Annotated in this window: 16 protein-coding genes and 3 pseudogenes; 7 read left to right on the top strand and 12 right to left on the bottom strand. The window is 53.7% G+C overall.

Annotated features, from left to right (window positions below; translation table 11 throughout):
- Window positions 1-22: 22 nt before the first annotated feature.
- Complete coding sequence (locus P5706_RS36285; protein WP_285685527.1) at window positions 23-889, bottom strand: hypothetical protein; 867 nt, start codon at window positions 887-889, stop codon at window positions 23-25.
- A 452-nt stretch (window positions 890-1,341) separates the two neighbouring features.
- On the opposite strand from P5706_RS36285, the gene P5706_RS36290 reads away from it, so the two are divergent.
- A complete protein-coding gene (locus P5706_RS36290) occupies window positions 1,342-1,998 on the top strand; it encodes a DUF6988 family protein (RefSeq protein ID WP_090401280.1) in 657 nt (218 codons plus the stop codon).
- 83 nt (window positions 1,999-2,081) lie between these two features.
- Here the strand turns inward: P5706_RS36290 and P5706_RS36295 are convergent, their stop codons facing one another.
- The 7 genes and pseudogenes from P5706_RS36295 to P5706_RS36325 form a co-directional block, all read right to left on the bottom strand.
- Window positions 2,082-3,320 carry a YecA family protein gene (locus P5706_RS36295; RefSeq protein ID WP_285678264.1) on the bottom strand — a complete coding sequence of 413 codons (1,239 nt, stop codon included), beginning with the start codon at window positions 3,318-3,320 and terminating at the stop codon, window positions 2,082-2,084.
- Entirely contained in the window at window positions 3,314-4,399 is a 1,086-nt protein-coding gene (locus tag P5706_RS36300) for an ATP-binding protein (RefSeq protein WP_285682623.1), read from the bottom strand. The genes P5706_RS36295 and P5706_RS36300 overlap by 7 nt, the downstream gene beginning before the upstream one ends.
- Before the next feature lie 51 nt (window positions 4,400-4,450).
- The gene (locus tag P5706_RS36305) at window positions 4,451-4,876 is read right to left on the bottom strand and encodes a dsDNA nuclease domain-containing protein (protein ID WP_285685529.1); all 426 of its coding nucleotides are present in this window, start codon (window positions 4,874-4,876) and stop codon (window positions 4,451-4,453) included.
- 244 nt (window positions 4,877-5,120) lie between these two features.
- Complete coding sequence (locus tag P5706_RS36310; RefSeq protein ID WP_051488632.1) at window positions 5,121-5,492, bottom strand: hypothetical protein; 372 nt, start codon at window positions 5,490-5,492, stop codon at window positions 5,121-5,123.
- Between the two features lie 187 nt (window positions 5,493-5,679).
- On the bottom strand, window positions 5,680-6,300 hold the full coding sequence (locus P5706_RS36315; RefSeq protein ID WP_498247407.1) for an IS5 family transposase: 621 nt from the start codon (window positions 6,298-6,300) through the stop codon (window positions 5,680-5,682).
- Window positions 6,210-7,477, bottom strand: a pseudogene (gene ltrA, locus P5706_RS36320) (group II intron reverse transcriptase/maturase). The gene P5706_RS36315 and the pseudogene ltrA overlap by 91 nt, the downstream one beginning before the upstream one ends.
- A 519-nt stretch (window positions 7,478-7,996) precedes the next feature.
- Window positions 7,997-8,509, bottom strand: a pseudogene (locus tag P5706_RS36325) (IS5-like element ISPre1 family transposase); the annotation flags it as partial.
- 461 nt (window positions 8,510-8,970) lie between these two features.
- On the opposite strand from P5706_RS36325, the gene phnC reads away from it, so the two are divergent.
- The 6 genes and pseudogenes from phnC (at window position 8,971) to P5706_RS36355 (ending at window position 14,463) form a co-directional block, all read left to right on the top strand.
- Window positions 8,971-9,798, top strand: coding sequence for a phosphonate ABC transporter ATP-binding protein (gene phnC / locus P5706_RS36330; protein ID WP_003118432.1), 828 nt, complete (start codon window positions 8,971-8,973; stop codon window positions 9,796-9,798).
- Entirely contained in the window at window positions 9,795-10,658 is an 864-nt protein-coding gene (gene phnD / locus P5706_RS36335; protein WP_010466255.1) for a phosphate/phosphite/phosphonate ABC transporter substrate-binding protein, read from the top strand. The genes phnC and phnD overlap by 4 nt, the downstream gene beginning before the upstream one ends.
- Before the next feature lie 8 nt (window positions 10,659-10,666).
- The gene (gene phnE / locus P5706_RS36340; protein ID WP_010466252.1) at window positions 10,667-11,494 is read left to right on the top strand and encodes a phosphonate ABC transporter, permease protein PhnE; all 828 of its coding nucleotides are present in this window, start codon (window positions 10,667-10,669) and stop codon (window positions 11,492-11,494) included.
- A gap of 8 nt (window positions 11,495-11,502) precedes the next feature.
- Window positions 11,503-12,513: a phosphonate dehydrogenase PtxD gene (gene ptxD / locus P5706_RS36345; protein WP_003118429.1), complete on the top strand. Its 1,011-nt coding sequence runs from the start codon at window positions 11,503-11,505 to the stop codon at window positions 12,511-12,513.
- Window positions 12,507-13,376, top strand: coding sequence for a LysR family transcriptional regulator (locus tag P5706_RS36350; RefSeq protein WP_010466239.1), 870 nt, complete (start codon window positions 12,507-12,509; stop codon window positions 13,374-13,376). Before ptxD ends, P5706_RS36350 begins: the two co-directional genes overlap by 7 nt.
- 107 nt (window positions 13,377-13,483) lie before the next feature.
- Window positions 13,484-14,463 (top strand): annotated as a pseudogene (locus P5706_RS36355) (IS5-like element IS1384 family transposase).
- Between the two features lie 156 nt (window positions 14,464-14,619).
- Here the strand turns inward: P5706_RS36355 and P5706_RS36360 are convergent.
- The 4 genes from P5706_RS36360 to P5706_RS36370 form a co-directional block, all read right to left on the bottom strand.
- Window positions 14,620-15,900, bottom strand: coding sequence for a tyrosine-type recombinase/integrase (locus P5706_RS36360; protein ID WP_169882235.1), 1,281 nt, complete (start codon window positions 15,898-15,900; stop codon window positions 14,620-14,622).
- A 29-nt stretch (window positions 15,901-15,929) separates the two neighbouring features.
- The gene (locus P5706_RS37380; RefSeq protein WP_502945539.1) at window positions 15,930-16,226 is read right to left on the bottom strand and encodes a VPA1267 family protein; all 297 of its coding nucleotides are present in this window, start codon (window positions 16,224-16,226) and stop codon (window positions 15,930-15,932) included.
- Between the two features lie 85 nt (window positions 16,227-16,311).
- Complete coding sequence (locus P5706_RS36365; RefSeq protein WP_143513840.1) at window positions 16,312-17,046, bottom strand: hypothetical protein; 735 nt, start codon at window positions 17,044-17,046, stop codon at window positions 16,312-16,314.
- A gap of 574 nt (window positions 17,047-17,620) precedes the next feature.
- Complete coding sequence (locus P5706_RS36370; RefSeq protein WP_352231497.1) at window positions 17,621-18,307, bottom strand: tyrosine-type recombinase/integrase; 687 nt, start codon at window positions 18,305-18,307, stop codon at window positions 17,621-17,623.
- Window positions 18,308-18,309 lie beyond the last annotated feature (2 nt).

Here is an 18,309-nt window from a genome sequence, read left to right on the forward strand (position 1 = left end):
AACCTGCCCAAGTGAAAAACAGCTACAACCAGAACGAAAGCTGCTCAAGGGTCGTTTGTGCGACTGGGGGGACTGCCGGCGACTGTTCCGTTTCGAACTTGGACTGAAGAGCCTTCAAAAGAGCGTGCGGGTCATGCAGCACGTCTTTTATCCCATGAACATAGATCTGGTTACTCATTTTGGCCATACGATTCCATTCCCCAAGCCCGCCTTTGTAAAGGGTGGCCGTACCCAGCCCTACGAAGTAGTCGACCACCAACATTGGGTTATCCAGCGGTGCAATACGATCAAGGGCATAGTCGAGATCGAAGCCCATAAAGTATTCGGCACCTTCCTCGTCGATCTCAAACTCATCCCCGACGTTTGCACTTTGAACAATCGTCCCATCCGCCAGAGTGGTCGTAGACTCCCAGTCGACCATCGCATGGGCGAGGTTGCGGAAACCTCGCCAGGCGCTGTGATACTCAGCGTCGACAAACGGAGCTTCAGCCCGGAACGCCACATCCTTCTCTGTGAATTTGGGAATCGAATCCAATGAAGGAATTTCATACCGCATTCCGCGCTCATAGATGTCTTTGTAGGCCCTCAGAGCCGAAAAACTATTTTGATACCCGTATCGCGCACTGATGAAGTCAATTGCAATAATTTGACGCTCGTCCAAGATAGTGAATCGAGGGGCAATCCCCAGTCGACCGGATTCAATCTCTTCACGGATTTGGACTGTCAGCATGATTCGCAACAGGTCGAGACAATGTTGTGGGCTGTACGAATTAGGAACGATCTTGATAGTTCCTGTTTCTTCATTAACAGTGCGTGCAAGCCAGCAGCGGGCGGAGGGATCGAAGTGCTTTGCCAGCATGAATGAACGGAGGTCACGAAGAGGTGCCATCCAAGAATAAACGCCACCCTCAGTGGCGATAATATTGTCTGCGCTAGTGTCTTTGGATATCTTCCCACATGTCCAGCATCCACGCCTTATCCATTAAGTCAACCCCTAGACACCGATGTGTGAGGGTATCACCAGGGAGAGGTAGAAATACCGGGTCTAACAGAAATGAATCGCATCCGCGGCGTGACCTAGGGCCAACGGGCTCATCGGCATTGGCTGCCCAGCTAACAGCAGATGTCGGCTCCTTAACAAGCCTCGACCAGAGCCGAACCTGCCACTACGTCATAGGTTTATGGCTGCAGGTAGTGAATCGTCCCAGCTTTTGAGACACACGATGCCACTTTTGGCTGGGAGTTCCAGGTAGTAGCAGGCCGGAATCGGCCAGATGCGGTCATTGCCCGGTGTCGATAGAATCCTTGGCTACATGACTCTGCTCTGACTTGGGCATCTGTATGCACTTCGATGAATTACTGGCACGGTCGGCCATGCTTGAGGACAGGCTTGTCGGCTTTTTCGCCCTGCCCTTGGTCAATGCCTCCAGTCGCCTGCAGGCAACCCAAGCTCTAGCTAGTCTAGGATTTGAGCACGCCCGGGGCCTGAAGCATCTGGTGGCAGCAGGGCTGTACACCTCTGCTGCAGCATTGCTGCGAGTACAGTACGAATCACTAGTTCGCGCACTGTGGGTGCTTTATGTAGCCAAGGATGGTCAGGCGGATTTAATGCTTGCTGAGCTCACACATGAGACGGCAAAGCAGGCAAGCAAAATCCCTATGCTCAGCCAAATGTTGGAAGAGATTGAGGTGAAAGCTCCGCACGCTCCGGTAGCACACCTAAAGGAGTTTAAGCATTACTCTTGGAGACCTTTGAGTTCCTACGTGCATGGAGGCATCCATGCAGTTAATCGTCACGGAAGGGGGTTTCCGCCAGAGCTGGTTTTAGCAGAGATCCAGCACTCGAATGGTCTGCTCGGAATCGCAGGCAATCTGCTTTTGATCCTTAGTGGTGTACCGCCGGAGACAGGGATGATGGCAGGCATCTACAAGGAGTTCCAAGACTGCTTCCCTGCTAATAACCCACCACACAAGCGTACGGCCGAACCGGCTCATTGACCGTTTGGAGTGGTCAGTTTTCGGCCAAGAGCAGACATTTCTGCGATGTTGAAGAGGCTCGCGCCCTGTTCAGTCTTAGGCCGTCAAGCCCCATGACATTTTTTATATTTCAGGCCAGAGCCACAGGGGCATCGATCATTTCTTCCTACCGCACCGAACATCTGCCCGATAGTAGGTTTCAACGCCTCATAGGCGAGTTGGGCAATGTAATTTGATTGATTTTCAACTTCCTGACGTTGCTCGCCAGTCAACCCGTCAAAATAAGGACCCAAACGTGTCATTTCAGCATCTGCGTCATCGTGCCGCCCGCATAGTGCCAGTATCACCGCATATTGGCTTCGTACCTGAACCAGCCTGTTCACCAGTCCAGCCGTATTTACAATCGGCAAAACGTGCTGCTCCATGACTTCTCTGGCGCCTTCATAGTCTTTCCTGGCGACAAATTCATCCGCCAAATCCTGGCCGACCCGCACCATAGACTCTGGCGCACCGGCCATGTTGTAGAACTTCATCGAATGAATACGGATGAATGGCGTTGGTTTTCCACGCGCTTGAAGGATTATTGCGTACAACTCTAGTGCGTCGGCGAGATGTTTGAGATGTTCATGAACATTTTCTGGGCGTTTTATAATTTTCCATAGCACATCCGCATTTTTACCCATCACATCTGCCGGACGAATACCGAACAGGTCGTAATATCCATCAGTGACCTTCCAGCACAGCGCTTCTGCCTCCTTATATCTCTTTAACTTCCATAGAGCTATGGCATGGTTATAGTCAAATATGCGTTCATGCTCAGCATCGGGCAACTTCGTGATGGCCTGCTCTACAAGCCGCTTAACCTCGTATGCGTTACCATTTTCTGCTGAGAATAATATCCGTTTCATTGCATATGCAATTTGTTCACGAAAATCAAACTTATACTCAATAAGAAGAGCTTCCATGGCCTCAAGTCGCTGGACGATTTTATCAGGACGGCCTTCTCGAAGCTCAGAGAAAACTAGTCCATCCAACGCCCAGAATTTATGAACAGGTTCCAGTGTATCTGAATTCGTTGCTCGCTCTAGACTTGCCAGTATGTCGACGTTAATACCCATCTCATAAAATAGCTCCTCGCCTGAAAGTGCGATGAGTGTCATGACATCGTTGAGTTTGATATAAACCTGGGTCAACAACGCGAATCTTGATGTGTCGCGAGTTTTGTGAAGGCTCACGACCAGCAGCTCTTTCAATGCCATAAGTGCGTTATTTGCCACCGCCGGATCCATAAGCTCCAAGTGCTGCAGCCCCAGTGCTCTGACGGCGTCATGTACCTTCAGCATCTGGTTCCCAAAATCTCAACGGTGCCGGTGGCCCGCATTTTCTTAAGAATTGAGGCAGCGCCACCTGTGGATACATTTAGTGACTTGACCAGAAGCTCACAAACTTCTTCGCGACTCAACCCCACATCAGTCAGGCTGAACAATGCCAGCGAATCCTGAGTTAACTTATCAAACCCCTGATAAATACGGGTAAGGATGACTTCCTGCGCAGTCTCGACACTGTTTTCCTGCTGCTGAAGTTCAGCGCACAGCACATCGACATTGCCTCCGTATTCTGTGACCGCTATTTTTGCAGCGCTCTGAACATACAGCGGCAGTCCACCGGTATAAGTCCGCAGTTGCTCGTAGCCTTGAGCGGTGGCATAGCCACCGAGATCGTCTACTGCTGCGGCCACCGTATCAATATCCCACCCCAAAAGTGCCTCACGCTGCAGTCCAGTAACAGCTTCCAGCTCGCGGACGTTGTCATGGGGCTGGCACAGCAGGACGAAACGAATGCATTTGGTTGCATTCAGTGTATCGCGCAGATTTTCTACAGGAACACGATGCGCATTATCTAAAATCAGCAGCAGGGTGGCTCCTTGCTGATCCAGAAATGTGTCGAATGTTCTGAGTGCCTCGTAACCACTGGCGCCCGGCAGCAGGATTTTTCGCAGACCATCCCGATCCGGTGTTGCAAATTTCGCTGCCAACTCACGAACCAGTGTGCTCGCCAGAGCAGGGCCCGGAAGGTCGCCGGTGTCATAGTAGGCACACAGCTGAGAGCAGTGTAGAGCTGCCTGCGCTGCCCACGCTGTCTTGCCTGCACCGGATAATCCGCAAATGATACGTACACGCTCGTCGGATGCGAGAGATGGCTCCAGTTTTTGTGGCCTGTAAAACGCTGGAGGTGCGGGGAAATCCTGTAGTTGAACGATGAGTTGCTCAAATAGCGCAGGTAGGTCTTTGGCGTGAAACGCATGCTGTTTGTTCGGGGCACTACCCGTGGCTGCAAGCTGCGCCAGTCCGGCTAGCTTCCATATCAGGGAATCCGGGACAACAATGAAAAATTCAGCTTCTCCGCTTGGGCGATACACCATGCCGCTGCATCAGTTAGCGACTCCCAGGCGGGCGGAAGTGCCGGGTGGCGTTCAGAAGTAGATTGGGGCCAAACGAAAGAACATCAGGGGGAGTTTTTTATCGTTGATAGTCTGCTGGAACTGAACGCTCGGTGCTTGGTTCGCGACGATAACAAAGGCAGCCTCGCCTTTGCGCATCCCCTCAGCATGCTCATTTCGCAGGTTTTCAAAACGCTCTAGGGCGCTTGAAATATCGCTGGGAATGATTGGTTTTGAACGGGTCTTAACCTGCACATAGATTCGTCCCTGATCGGTAACAAGCTCAATATCCTCATCAAGCTCAACCATCACCACATCGACGGCGGCCGCCTGCGCTAATAGCAAGCAACCAACGGTATACAGGTGCTGATATAAGAATCCTCTGTGTACCGCTTCGATGCGTATCAGTTGAGTAACATCTAGCACATCTGGAGTGCTTTTTTCATCGCCTCCCTGCATTTTTTTGATCTCTCGTAATTGCTAAATAGAATAAATTCGAATTAACACTACAACTCATGGAGTCGCCAGCGTACCCGAGCCCCTAGCTTCCGACCAGTCACGGTCTGCCCAGCCACGGCTCAATGATCGCGGTAATTCGCGGGTACTGACTGTCCGAGTTGCAGCTCGCAGATGTCTGCTCCTGGCCGACAGCGGCTATCACCAGAGTCCACTATCGGCCATTTTGCGCACGCAGCGCTCTTACTTACATGCCATCAGTTCGCTTTTTATCCTTCAAGTAATCTGCGTACATGTCAGCAAGCTCAGCCTCTCGGTCGCGATCCTGATCTGTCTCAATCTTGGTTACTGCTACCCAGCCCTCTTCGAATAGCCACTCACCAGGGCGCCGCACCAACGTAACTTCAACGTCCAGATAAAATTCACAACCAGCGTATGGACGATCTTGATCCTGCTCACCCGAGTAAGTAAACGAAACCTCCAGTACCAGTAGGCCTTTGGTTTCATCATACGACGAAGATGTCACCTCAAAATCTTCACACGAATAGTCGTAGGCATTGGTGTCTGCCGCTTCGCCCGATAGCAGGTTATCAATCTCCTCGCAAAATCGCTCGTACACTGGGCTCCCGTAAATAGCATCGGCAGGATCCGACGAACCTAGGGATGGTCTGAAGTAGTTGTGTATTTCTGGCTGACTTCAGCCCCTGCCGATTTTAAAAGCGGCAAATCGATCAAAAACGCTCAGATCACCCGCTTATTTCTGTGTTTTAGCCGCCGCGAGCACCTCGCGGCAGCCATTTTCCACATTACAGGCGCACCTCTCCTGCATTCGCCAGTAAATGTCGGCGCGCCATCCACAGGTTCGACAGCGCGAACAGCGTCATCAGTTGCGCCGTGTTCTTCGCCAGACCACGGAAGCGCACCTTCACATAACCGAACTGGCGCTTGATCACCCGGAACGGATGCTCGACCTTGGCTCGTACCTGAGCCTTGGCCTTCTCAATCTTGCGCTTGGCTTTGTACAAAGCACTGCGCTTATCAAGCTTCTTGTAAGTACTACGGCGGGCGGCGATCTGCCAGATGACCCCCCGGCCTTCATGTTCAGGGCGTTTCTCGACGCCGGTGTAACCCGCGTCGGCACCGACCATGTTCTCATCGCCGTGCAGCAGCTTATCGACCTGGGTGACATCGGCCACGTTGGCCGCCGTGCCCACCACGCTGTGCACCAAGCCCGACTCATCATCGACACCGATGTGCGCCTTCATGCCGAAGTGGTGAGTCGGCCGCGGGAACTGCCCCCGCAGCCGCTCGCAGAACCGTACGTGACACTCTCGCGTCATACGGCTCCCGTTATCCAACCTTGCTGCCCGGTCACTCGCCAGTGATGAAACAGCCGGGGTACCACAGTCCGCATCTTGTCCAGCCATTGGCTAATGCGCCGCTTGCGCCTATGAAGAGCCTTGTATTTTCGTCGGGCCCAGCGTTCAAGCGCGCGGTCAATGTGCTGGAAGATGCCAAGCATGGCTGTCCGATAGAACGAGCCATAGTATTGCGACCACCCCTGTATCACTGGATTGTAGAGCCGAGCCACGTCGACCAGCGTCACGTGGGTTTGGCGATTGAGTCGCCACCTGCGTACCGCTTGCCGCATCCGCTTTAAGGCATCCGCACTCGCTCCCGGAAGGAAGCTCGTGAAGAGCTGGTCTTGTTTGCTGAGCGCCTTCCTCGGCCTAAAGGTGAAGCCGAGGAAGGTAAAGCTCACATGCGGATAACCTGCGCGACGGTTACTGTCCTTGCAGTACACGACCTTCGATTTCTCGGGGTGCATCGTCAAGCCACAGGCAGCCAGCCGTGAAGCAATGGAGCGCATCACGTACTCCGCTTGCTTTCGACTGCGGCAGTGCACCACCGCATCATCGGCGTAGCGGGCAAACGGGCAGTTGGGGCTGGTACGTTGCATCCAGGTGTCGAAGGCATAGTGCATGAACAGATTCATCAGGAGGGGACTGATCACTCCACCTTGCGGGGTGCCGCGTTCGCGTCGGACGCGCATACCGTGATCCGTTTCGAACGGCGCAACCAGCCACCGCTCGATGTACAGAAGTATCCAGTCCTCCTTGATGTGCAGGCGCACCGCCTTCATCAGCAACCCATGATTGATCTGATCGAAGGCTGCCTTGATATCAAACTCCACCACCCAGTCGTATCGCCAGCAGCGCTCACGCGTGATCGCCACCGCCTGCTTCGCTGATCGTCCCGGCCGGTACCCATAGGAGTCCGAGTGGAAGATCGAGTCCAGCTCCGGCTCGATGAGAAGCTTGACCACGGTTTGCGCGACACGATCACCAACCGTGGGCACTCCCAGCTTGCGCGTGCCTCCCGATGCCTTGGGAATTTCTACTTGCTTGACCGGAGGCGGGAGTACGACCCCGACGACATCCGATTCCACAGCTTGTAGAGATTCTTAGACAGATCCCGCTCGAAATCGGCGATGGTTTCATCGTCGATGCCGGCAGCACCGCGGTTGGCCCTGACCTGCTGGTAGGCGTCCCATACCGTGCGTTTCGCTATGTCATAAGGTTTCGCCGAGCTCACGCCACTCATCCCCGGAGGTTGGCAACGCTCGTCGGCCGGATAACGCCGCCCCTTCGCTCCACCTCCATTACAGAGGCTTCATCGCTACTACGGGAGGCTCCGCCCCTCGTTCCAGCATCGGTATTCTTCCTCATGGTGTTGGCCATTTGTCATTTTCCTTCGCATCTGGAACAAGGTTCTCACGTTCCGTACCAAAGCCTGTATGAAGATCATGCCGCCTATACACCGGCTGCCATCGGGTCCGTAAGCAGGTAACGCCCCGACTTGTCCTGAAGCCAGTACTCCACCTCAGTTTCGGCAGCACCTTGGGCATAACGATGCGTCATCGGACGGTTTGCTTTCGCTCATCTTCTCCATACTCACCTGCCATCCTCAGGGATGACTTTTCCTCGGTCGCTCACCACCACACCTTTTGGATGCCGCAGCACCGGGTGGTTTGAAGTCCGCTCCTGCAAGCCGACTTCGGAAGGCCTACTTCCATCTTCGGCACAGCAGCACAGGTCATCTGACCTGTGTTCGTGACACACAGTACTGGTTACCCTTCTTGGTCTGATGCATTTCCGGGTCGCGCTTACCGTCCTTGTTCTTGGTCGAACTCGGCGCATTGATCAGCGTGGCATCGACGATCGTGCCTTGGCGCAGCGACAGCCCTCGGTCGCCCAGATAGCCATTGATGACAGCCAAGATGCCGGCGGCTAGTTCGTGCTTCTCCAGCAAACGACGGAAGTTGAGGATGGTGGTTTCATCGGGGATACGCTCCAAGCTCAGCCCCGCGAACTGGCGCAGGATGGTGGTCTCGTACAGCGCCTCTTCCATCGCTGGATCGCTGTAACCGAACCAGTTTTGCATCAGGTGCACGCGCAGCATCGCCATCAGCGGATAGGCCGGACGACCGCCTTCACCCTTGGGATAATGCGGCTCGATCAAGGCAATCAAACCCTTCCACGGCACCACCCGATCCATCTCGATCAGGAACAACTCTTTGCGGGTTTGTTTGCGCTTACCGGCGTACTCGGCGTCGGCGAAGGTCATCTGCTTCATCGGGAAACTCGGTGGGTGGAATCCGGGTATTTTGCCAAAATCTGGAAGTCTTCTTCAGAGTTTCCCTAGCATTAAGCTGGGCGCGACAACAGACGTCTAGTTGGGCGGCACCTGAAGGTTTCGACCAGCCACATAACGGCCTAGGTCAATCGACGGGCAAGAATAGAATGTCTCCTATAGTCCGCTAGTGTGCGCTCTCTTGCTTGGATGGCATTACGTTCTGGCCCAACGTTACTGTAGCGAATCCGCAGCAGTATCAATCAAAGCCTCCTGTATCCCGCGTGAAGAAAGACGCTACGTTGCGCCCGTTCTTCCACGGCTTCGCTTGCCGCCCCGCTACGGCAGATTCGAAGTATTCATCGAAATGTCATCCTTTAGAAGCAGTGCGGTAACAAGGAATTTCTACCCTTTGCATCGCGAACCGCAATTGTGCGGCCAGCAATATTGCGAAAGGTGATCAAATGACGCCCCATCCGATACAGGACGCCGTGCTGCGGGTCGACCGGTTGAGCGTCGTCTATCCAGGCGGCGTGACAGCCCTACGCGATACCTCGATTGCATTTCGGCGTGGTGAGTTCACCGTGCTGCTTGGTCTCTCGGGCGCAGGCAAGTCGACCTTGCTCCGTAGTCTCAATCGACTCGTCACGCCCACTGGCGGCAGTGTCACCAGCGAACTCGGTGAACTCGGCAGCGGCTCGGCCTTGCGTCAGCATCGTCGGCGTACCGCCATGATCTTTCAGCACCACCAGCTAATCGAACGTCAAAGCGCACTGGCTAATGTGCTTACCGGTCGGCTGGCCTTTCACAACACGCTCCGCTCGCTGTTTCCTCTGCCGCGTGCCGATCAGGAGATTGCGCTCAGTTGCCTCGCTCGGGTCGGTCTGGCAGACAAGGCGCTAAGCCGGGTGGACAAACTGTCCGGTGGCCAGCAGCAGCGGGTAGGCATCGCGCGTGCGCTAGCGCAACAGCCGGCGATCATTCTGGCCGATGAGCCGGTAGCCAGTCTCGACCCGGCCACTTCGGTCCGTGTTCTCGGATTGCTGCGCGACATCTGCAAGGAAGACGGCATCACCGCCATCGTTTCGCTGCATCAACTCGAATATGCCCGCCGCTTCGCCGATCGCGTCGTCGGGCTGGCCGATTCTCAGATTGTTTTCGATGCCGCGCCCTCGGAACTCACCGATGCGCAGCTTGAGCGCATCTATGCAGGCCGCTCTACGACTCAGCCAGCGAATGCTCCGGCTGAACCACCTGTCATGCTCGAACCTTCACTGGAGATGTCCCGATGAAACGCTTATCCGCGCTCTTATTGACTTGCTTGCTGTCCGCTGTTTCAAGTTTGTCCGCCCTAGCGGCCGATGCCGATCCGGATGTGCTAAAGGTTGCCCTGCTGCCGGACGAAAACGCCTCCGAGCTGATCAAGCGTAACCAGCCGCTGAAGGATTATCTGGAAGAGCATCTGGACAAGAAGGTGCAGCTGATCGTAACCACCGACTATTCCTCGATGATTGAGGCGATGCGCTTTGGCCGTATCGACCTGGCGTATTTCGGTCCGCTGTCCTACGTCATGGCCAAAAGCAAAAGCGACATCGAGCCCTTCGCTGCCATGGTCATCGACGGCAAGCCGACCTATCGCTCGGTGATTATCGCCAATGTGGCGTCAGGCGTGAATGAGTATGCCGACCTTAAGGGCAAGAAGATGGCCTATGGTGACCGGGCATCGACGTCCAGCCATTTGATTCCCAAAACCGTGCTTCTTGAGACGGCCGATTTGACGGGTGGGCAGGACTACGAACAACATTTTGTGGGCACGCATGACGCCGTTGCCGTCAACGTGGCGAACGGCAACGCCGATGCGGGTGGGCTGTCGGAGGTAATTTTCAATCACGTAGCCGAACGTGGCCTAATCGATCCGAGCAAGGTGAAAGTACTTGGTTACAGCGGCGAATACCCCCAGTACCCCTGGGCGATGCGCTCGAACCTGAGCCCCGAGCTGAAAACCAAGGTGCGGGATGTATTCGTCGGTATCGACGATCCCGAAGTGCTGCGCAACTTCAAGGCCGAGGCCTTCGCGCCAATCACCGACGCCGACTACGATGTGATCCGCAACATGGGATCGCTGCTCGGCCTCGACTTCGCCACGATGTGAGCACCGATATGTCTACTCATTACGACGTGCAGGCGCTGCCTGCAGAGCAACGCGAGCACATCCTTCGAGGCTTCGGCCTCGGTTGGTGGCGCCAGCTGGGGCAGGTGGCGATTGTATTCGGAGTGGTGCTGTTGGCCTGCTGGTACGTGGGGCTGCTCGATGCCACCACGCTGCTGAACGGGCTGCCCTCCATCGCGACCCTGGCAGGCGAGGCCATGCCGCCAGACTTTTCGGGCTATCGAAGCTGGATTCGCCCCTTGATCGACACCTTGGCGATGAGCATCGCCGGTACGGCCATCGCAGTGGTGTTCTCGCTGGTGGTGGCCTTCGTTGCAGCGCGCAATACGGCGCCGCACCCCCTTGTGTTCGGTGTTGCCCGGGTGCTGCTCAATGCCCTGCGGTCGGTGCCGGAGCTGATCATGGGCATCATCTTCGTTGCAGCCGTAGGGTTCGGCGCCTTGCCGGGCGTGCTTGCCCTGGGTCTGCATTCGGTCGGCATGGTCGGCAAGTTCTTCGCCGAGGCCATCGAGCACGTCGACGAAGCGCCGGTGGAAGCCGCTCGGGCGGCGGGGGCTACGCCGATGCAAGTGCTGCTGCACGCGGTTTTGCCACAGGTGACGCCGCAGTTCGCCGACGTGGCGATCTACCGCTGGGAATACAACTTTCGCGCCTCCACCGTGATGGGCATGGTTGGCGCCGGCGGTATCGGCTTCGAACTCATGGGCTCGCTGCGCATCATGCAGTACCAGGAGGTTGCAGCAATCCTGCTGGTCATCCTGGCCATGGTCACGCTAGTAGACGCCTTCAGTGGCGTGCTGCGCAAACGTTTCAAATAGGACAAACCATGCTGCCGAAACTCGTTATAACTCACCGAGTACACGATGAGATCCTGCAACTGCTGGCGCCACATTGCGAGCTGATGACCAACCAGACCGACAGCACGCTGACGCGCGAGGAAATTCTGCGCCGCTGCCGCGATGCTCAGGCGATGATGGCGTTCATGCCCGATCGGGTCGATGCAGACTTTCTTCAAGCCTGCCCTGAGCTGCGTGTAGTCGGCTGCGCGCTCAAGGGCTTCGACAATTTCGATGTGGACGCCTGTACTGCCCGCGGGGTCTGGCTGACCTTCGTGCCTGATCTGTTGACGGTCCCGACTGCCGAGCTGGCGATCGGACTGGCGGTGGGGCTGGGGCGGCATCTGCGGGCAGCAGATGCGTTCGTCCGCTCTGGCGAGTTCCAGGGCTGGCAACCACAGTTCTACGGCACGGGGCTGGATAACGCTACGGTCGGCATCCTTGGCATGGGCGCCATCGGACTGGCCATGGCTGATCGCTTGCAGGGATGGGGCGCGACCCTGCAGTACCACGAGGCGAAGGCTCTGGATACACAAACCGAGCAACGGCTCGGCCTGCGCCAGGTGGCGTGCAGCGAACTCTTCGCCAGCTCGGACTTCATCCTGCTGGCGCTTCCCTTGAATGCCGATACCCAGCATCTGGTCAACGCCGAGCTGCTTGCCCTCGTACGGCCGGGCGCTCTGCTTGTAAACCCCTGTCGTGGTTCGGTAGTGGATGAAGCCGCCGTGCTCGCGGCGCTTGAGCGAGGCCAGCTCGGCGGGTATGCGGCGGATGTATTCGAAATGGAAGACTGGGCTCGCGCGGACCGGCCGCGGCTGATCGATCCTGCGCTGCTCGCGCATCCGAATACGCTGTTCACTCCGCACATAGGGTCGGCAGTGCGCGCGGTGCGCCTGGAGATTGAACGTTGTGCAGCGCAGAACATCATCCAGGTATTGGCAGGTGCGCGCCCAATCAACGCTGCGAACCGTCTGCCCAAGGCCGAGCCTGCCGCATGTTGAATCCGGTCTGGCTGAAGAGCCTGGTAGCGATCGTTCAAACAGGCAGTTTTCAGAGCGCGGCGAGGGCGTTGGGGCTGGCCCAGCCGACGGTGTCGCAGCACTTGCAGAAGCTTGAAGAGCAGGTCGGCGTAACGCTGGTGCAGCGCAGTCGTAGCGGCTGCCAGCCTACCACACGGGCGCTGGCCTTCATGCCGCATGCGACCGCCTTGCTCGACATGCACGCCCGGGCGCTAGAAGCCCTGCATGGCAATCGTGAGCGCGTCGGGGCCAGCTCCAACATCGGCACCTACCTTCTCCAGCCATTCGTGCGCAACTATCTGACGACCGCAAATGAGAGGGGCGAGGTGGATCTGCGCATCGCCGCCAACCCGGATGTGGCCGACCAGCTACTGGCGGGCCAGCTCGACGCCGCGATCATGGAATGGTGGCTACCTCACCCCGACTTCGAACACCGCCTCTGGCGGGTCGAGCCGCTGGTGCTTATCGTCAGCCCCGACCATGCGCTGGCTGAAGCAGGGTGCATAGAACGTGATCGTCTGGTGGACCTGCCGATGCTGGGAGGTGAACCGGGTAGCGGTACCGGACGGCTTCTGACCGAATACTTTGGCGAACTGGGCGTGCCTCGCAGCGGTATGCAGCTAGGCAGCACCGAGGCAGTCAAACAAGCAGTGAGGGCGGGACTCGGCGTGTCGTTGGTGATGGCTTCCGCAGTACAAGACGAAGTTCGCAGTGGCGCGCTGGTAGCTCTTCCCATCCCGGGGCTTGAAAAGCGTCTCCAACTGATCTGGCGCAAACCTCCCGGAAATCTGCACCCGCCGGGATTTGTGCGGCACTTATTGGAGGAGGCAGATCTAGCTGGATAAGGTGATGGATGGTTGCGATCCAGCGCTTGGCTTGTCAGCCTAGGGAAACTCTGAAAAAGACTTTCTGATTTGGCAAAATACCGCGACCCCACCCACCGAGTTTCCCGATGAAGCAGATGACCTTCGCCGACGCCGAGTACGCTGGCAAGCGCAAGCAAACCCGCAAGGAGTTGTTCCTGATCGAGATGGATCGGGTGGTGCCGTGGAAGGGCTTGATTGCTTTGATCGAGCCACATTATCCGAAAGGTGAAGGTGGCCGTCCGGCCTACCCGTTGATGGCGATGCTGCGTGTGCATCTGCTGCAGAACTGGTTCGGCTACAGCGATCCAGCGATGGAGGAAGCGCTGTACGAAACCACGATCCTGCGCCAGTTTGCCGGGCTGAACCTGGAGCGCATCCCCGACGAAACCACCATTCTCAACTTCCGCCGCTTGCTGGAGAAACACGAGCTGGCGGCCGGCATCCTCGCTGTCATCAATGGCTATCTGGGCGACCGCGGCCTGTCGCTGCGCCAGGGCACCATCGTCGATGCAACGCTGATCAATGCGCCCAGTTCGACCAAGAACAAGGACGGCAAGCGCGACCCGGAAATGCACCAGACCAAGAAGGGAAACCAGTATTATTTTGGCATGAAGGCCCACATCGGCGCCGATGACGAATCGGGTCTGGTGCACAGCGTAGTGGGCACGGCGGCCAATGTGGCGGATGTCACCCAGGTGGACAAATTGCTGCATGGCGACGAAAACGTGGTCTGCGCCGATGCAGGCTACACCGGTGTCGAAAAGCGGCCCGAGCATGAAGGACGTGAAGTTATCTGGCAGGTGGCGGCACGCCGCAGCACCTACAAAAAACTCGATAAGCGCAGCGTGCTGTACAAAGCCAAGCGCAAGATTGAAAAGGCCAAGGCTCAGGTGCGCGCCAAGGTCGAGCATCCGTTCCGGGTAATCAAGCGCCAGTTCGGTTACACCAAGGTGCGCTTTCGCGGCTTGGCCAAAACACGGCGCAACTGGTGACACTGTTCGCTCTGTCGAACCTGTGGATGGCGCGCCGACATTTACTGACGAATGCAGGAGAGGTGCGCCTGTAATGCGGGAAATGGCCACCGGAGTGGGGTCCGGGTGGCGAAAACGTAAGAAATACTCGTCGAATTGATTGTTTTTTGATCATTTGGCGAGTTTAAAAGTTGCGCTAGGTGGTATGCCGGGAAATACATGGCTACTTCAGACCATCCCTAGTGCCTGTTCTATACCACAATCTCAGAGTAATTATGTCGGTCTAAAATAGCGGACAAACCAGCATCAACGCGTGAGCGATGAAGATCAGTCAGAAGATTGTCGTGCACATATCGGTTGACTAGATGAACATAGTATTCAAGTGTAGTTCTAACATTAGTGTGGCCCAGCATTTTCCTGAGATCTTCGTCGAGCGCTGCATCGTAAACAAAACTCCTTCCAAGTCTATTCTGGGCTTTCAACGCCTCATAAACAAAATATGTCGCACAGGTGTGCCTGAGCATTCGTGCATTGAATCGTATGGCTTTAAAATCAGTAGCGCTCTCGGAGTTCTTCGCTGCAGAAACCACCTTGCTAAAGTTATAACCAAGCATTCCATGAGTAACAACATCACCACGAGCGGAAAGAAACAAGTCGCTATTCCTTGGTGGAATGCCATGCTTAGCCTCATATAGCTTCGCTCGTTGCCGCCTTAAGGGTAAATAATACTCGCAAATAACTCTCCACAGCTTCCCTGGAAAGTCTATGGAACGCCATTTTCCCTTGGACCTAAAATAATAATAGATAGCTCCATTATCTAACCCTTCTGGGTACTCACCCTCATCATAAGGAATGAATCCATAATTTTCATTTTTCCCTCGGTAGGGCAATTGAAAAAGATCAATCGGTCTAAGCCCGGTAATTCGTATGATCGCTGCGATAATTTGATAAACAGGATCATTCATCACACCGAGAGCTATTTCATAATCAGTTTGCCTTACAAATTTCTGCATTTCTCGTTGATGCATTGCTGGTCTACCACTGGGCAGATTAAATCCCAAGGTAGTAACTTTAACCCCTGGGTTGATATGGGCCAGGAGTTTCTGGTCTTTCAGCATGTATCGGATATCAGTCCTACTGATATCCAAATAGTGTTTATAGCCCTGCCTTTCGGCCCACTGATAGAAGCTCCAGACCCTTGCCGCAATGTGATACATGGTTTTGTGAGACGGACCATCAGGAAGCGCATCCGTTGGAGATGCTATGTGAACAAGGAAGGCATCAAAAACATCCTCATCCACCAACTGCCAGTTCTGCGCACCAAATACAACTTCACCCCCTTCGATTGGGCTATCGTCCAACCACTGCAAAAACCTTCTCAGGATATTCGCATAGTTTCTTGTCGTTTCATCACTCCTTGAACGTATCTTCGAGACAGCCATCGCCCACATGGTCGGTGCTTCAAGGACGTTGTGATTATCATCAAAATAAATTCCTACGCGCGCTCGCATATAGCCAGAGTGGCTGGCCAAACCGTTTCCAAAATGAAGGATACACACAATTATTTTGGCCTCGATAAGGGGTACATCAGAAGTGACTTAGAAACATCACTTAAATACTGATTAAACTGACAAAGCGAAGCAGATAAATCAACTAACCGTAGCTCAAATTCCTCGTCATGAGTTGAACCATTCTGGGGAACACAATTAGTATCCGCACTGCGCGCATATAGAACACCATGTGCTCTTAATTCGGATTCTAGGTCACGAAGCAGAGCTACTACCTGTGAATTTTGATAAATTAAGCTCCGCTTAATCCCACATGCTTCAACAAGCTTTACTCTTGAAAGCCTAGTCATATCTGCTGAACCGTATTCCGCCAGTCTCCCAAGCGACGTCGCTCTTCAACAAACGATTGGAAACGCTTCAGACCATTCACTGATTTCATGCCAAAATGATTGAGTCGAAATTTTCGCTGAATTGTATTTCTTCGAGCCGCGCAGCCGCACCTTTAATGGATAAAATATTCAATTCAAGAGCCGCACCATTGAACTGTTTTTCGGCCCTAGAGATACAGACATCAAGGCCTATACTAAATCGAACACAGTGCACAGGCACGTTAAATTCCTTCCTAATTCTAGAAATTAACAAACTCCGAATTGAAACTGTATCACTTGCTCCACTAACATATAAGGATACACCTGGAGTAGATGGCTTGTGGTTTTCAATCCAAGATGACTTGCCGCACATTGGAAGACCGAACATTATGTAGACTGTGGTAACAAGTGAAGATCGATTTTGATTAGATAACGAGTCCAGTTTCTCCAAAAAATTCAGAATGGCCTCAGATTCTGATACTGCATTAGGCACTTCCAAAATAATTTTTGAAGTAATAATTCCTGATACCGCAGGAGTTAATGATTCAGCAAGAGCCGCCTTGAGATCTGCACGCAAAATTGCGTTCTGATTCTTCTGATGAGTTAGCTCTTGAAGGACCTTAGCCTTCTCAACTTGCTTAGCTGGCTTTTCACTAGCCAACGCAAAGTAATATTGCACCCTCTCGATCAACTGATTATATGTGGTGTTAGCTCTCTCCCTTAGTAGGGATAACTGCTCCTCCAACTCTTTCAGTCGATGATGTATTTCTTGAGAGTTTTTGAGTGGTTGTTCGAAAACCACACTTGAATCCTCTACATCCCCCCGAATGAACTGTTCTTTTTATGACTTCCCTGACCTTCACCCAGTCAGGATCATGCTTTTGATTGATTGTTGCCCGAGCGACACCAGATAATTTAGCAACCTCCATCACGGATATTTTTTTTCGGCCGCCTCTGTGGAGCGCTGAAATAGTCCCATATACCCGGTTGAGCAGTTCTTGCTTAGCCATTCGCTACCTGCTTAAGGAAATTATGTGCCTCATCCCCTACAACCTCGTGAAGCCTCTTAAAAGCTTCAGCGATTCGTTTCTGCGAATACTCCTTCTGAGTCGCTCCACAGTACCTATGCTTAATCATATTATCGTGGAAAATTATCTCATTCTTTAATGATGGAACATTAGCCTCGACAAATGCAGCATATCTACAATTATATGGGTCACACGCAAACAAATTTGGATGAAGCCTCGACCCAGGGCTATCATTCTTAGCATCACAAGGTGACTCGCTGGTAAGTCCTGGCGTTCGCAAACAGATTGCAAGATTCGTTCTATGCAAAAGCTTCACACCTTCATCAAGCAAAGATGCGACATACTGACTTAAGCTTTCTTTCCCGCGTTTTGCAATTTAGCCCTGAGTATTGGAGAAGAATTAGCAGTCTTGGCCAACCTTTTCCCGCCAATGCCCCCAATTTGACCAGAAATGACTCCTTGCAAAACTTCGACAAGAATCTCCGTATTTTCCTCAATCAAGGTAGCTTTGACTTCATCGTTCACGCCAGGTAAAGAAAGGATGTACTTTAGCGTCATTTTTAAGCTACGGTGAGAAAAAAGGCGTTTAATAATTTCTAGATTACGCGAGTCTTGATGAATTATATAAAGGGCTAGAGACTTCCGAAAACGATGTGGGTGTACTCTATATTGAATACCTAGGTTGCCTGCCACTCGATTGCAAGATCGCTCAATCCCAGTGGTCTGCGGAATGTTTCCAAAACTGAACTTTGGTATCTTGGCAAACAGATAGTCGTGCTTACCATAAGCACGAGCATCACGTCCCATTTCTACTACGACTTCAATTGCGTCCGCAGCAATTTTCGGAATAGGTATTGTTTTAATATCGCCCTGTGAAGAAATCGAAGTTTTGAAAACAGTATAAGTAAGCCAATATCCATCAGCCTTAAATGAAAGACAATCCACCTTAAGTCCAATGACCTCTGATCGACGCATGCCAGTCAGACAAAGAAGAAGTACGATACACGCATCTATCAGAGCTACAACGACGCTAATTA

Origin of the sequence: Pseudomonas sp. ChxA (assembly GCF_030263855.1) — a bacterium.
GTDB classification, from domain to species: domain Bacteria; phylum Pseudomonadota; class Gammaproteobacteria; order Pseudomonadales; family Pseudomonadaceae; genus Aquipseudomonas; species Aquipseudomonas fluorescens_CB.

Bases quoted from the DNA above. Each gene is read 5' to 3' on its own strand.
- P5706_RS36290 (WP_090401280.1), top strand. From the start codon at position 1,342: ATGCACTTCGATGAATTACTGGCACGGTCGGCCATGCTTGAGGACAGG.
- P5706_RS37380 (WP_502945539.1), bottom strand. From the start codon at position 16,226: ATGACTAGGCTTTCAAGAGTAAAGCTTGTTGAAGCATGTGGGATTAAG.
- P5706_RS36315 (WP_498247407.1), bottom strand. From the start codon at position 6,300: ATGGCTGGACAAGATGCGGACTGTGGTACCCCGGCTGTTTCATCACTG.
- P5706_RS36295 (WP_285678264.1), bottom strand. From the start codon at position 3,320: ATGCTGAAGGTACATGACGCCGTCAGAGCACTGGGGCTGCAGCACTTG.
- phnE (WP_010466252.1), top strand. From the start codon at position 10,667: ATGTCTACTCATTACGACGTGCAGGCGCTGCCTGCAGAGCAACGCGAG.
- ptxD (WP_003118429.1), top strand. From the start codon at position 11,503: ATGCTGCCGAAACTCGTTATAACTCACCGAGTACACGATGAGATCCTG.
- phnC (WP_003118432.1), top strand. From the start codon at position 8,971: ATGACGCCCCATCCGATACAGGACGCCGTGCTGCGGGTCGACCGGTTG.
- P5706_RS36300 (WP_285682623.1), bottom strand. From the start codon at position 4,399: ATGGTGTATCGCCCAAGCGGAGAAGCTGAATTTTTCATTGTTGTCCCG.
- P5706_RS36305 (WP_285685529.1), bottom strand. From the start codon at position 4,876: ATGCAGGGAGGCGATGAAAAAAGCACTCCAGATGTGCTAGATGTTACT.
- P5706_RS36285 (WP_285685527.1), bottom strand. From the start codon at position 889: ATGGCACCTCTTCGTGACCTCCGTTCATTCATGCTGGCAAAGCACTTC.
- P5706_RS36350 (WP_010466239.1), top strand. From the start codon at position 12,507: ATGTTGAATCCGGTCTGGCTGAAGAGCCTGGTAGCGATCGTTCAAACA.
- phnD (WP_010466255.1), top strand. From the start codon at position 9,795: ATGAAACGCTTATCCGCGCTCTTATTGACTTGCTTGCTGTCCGCTGTT.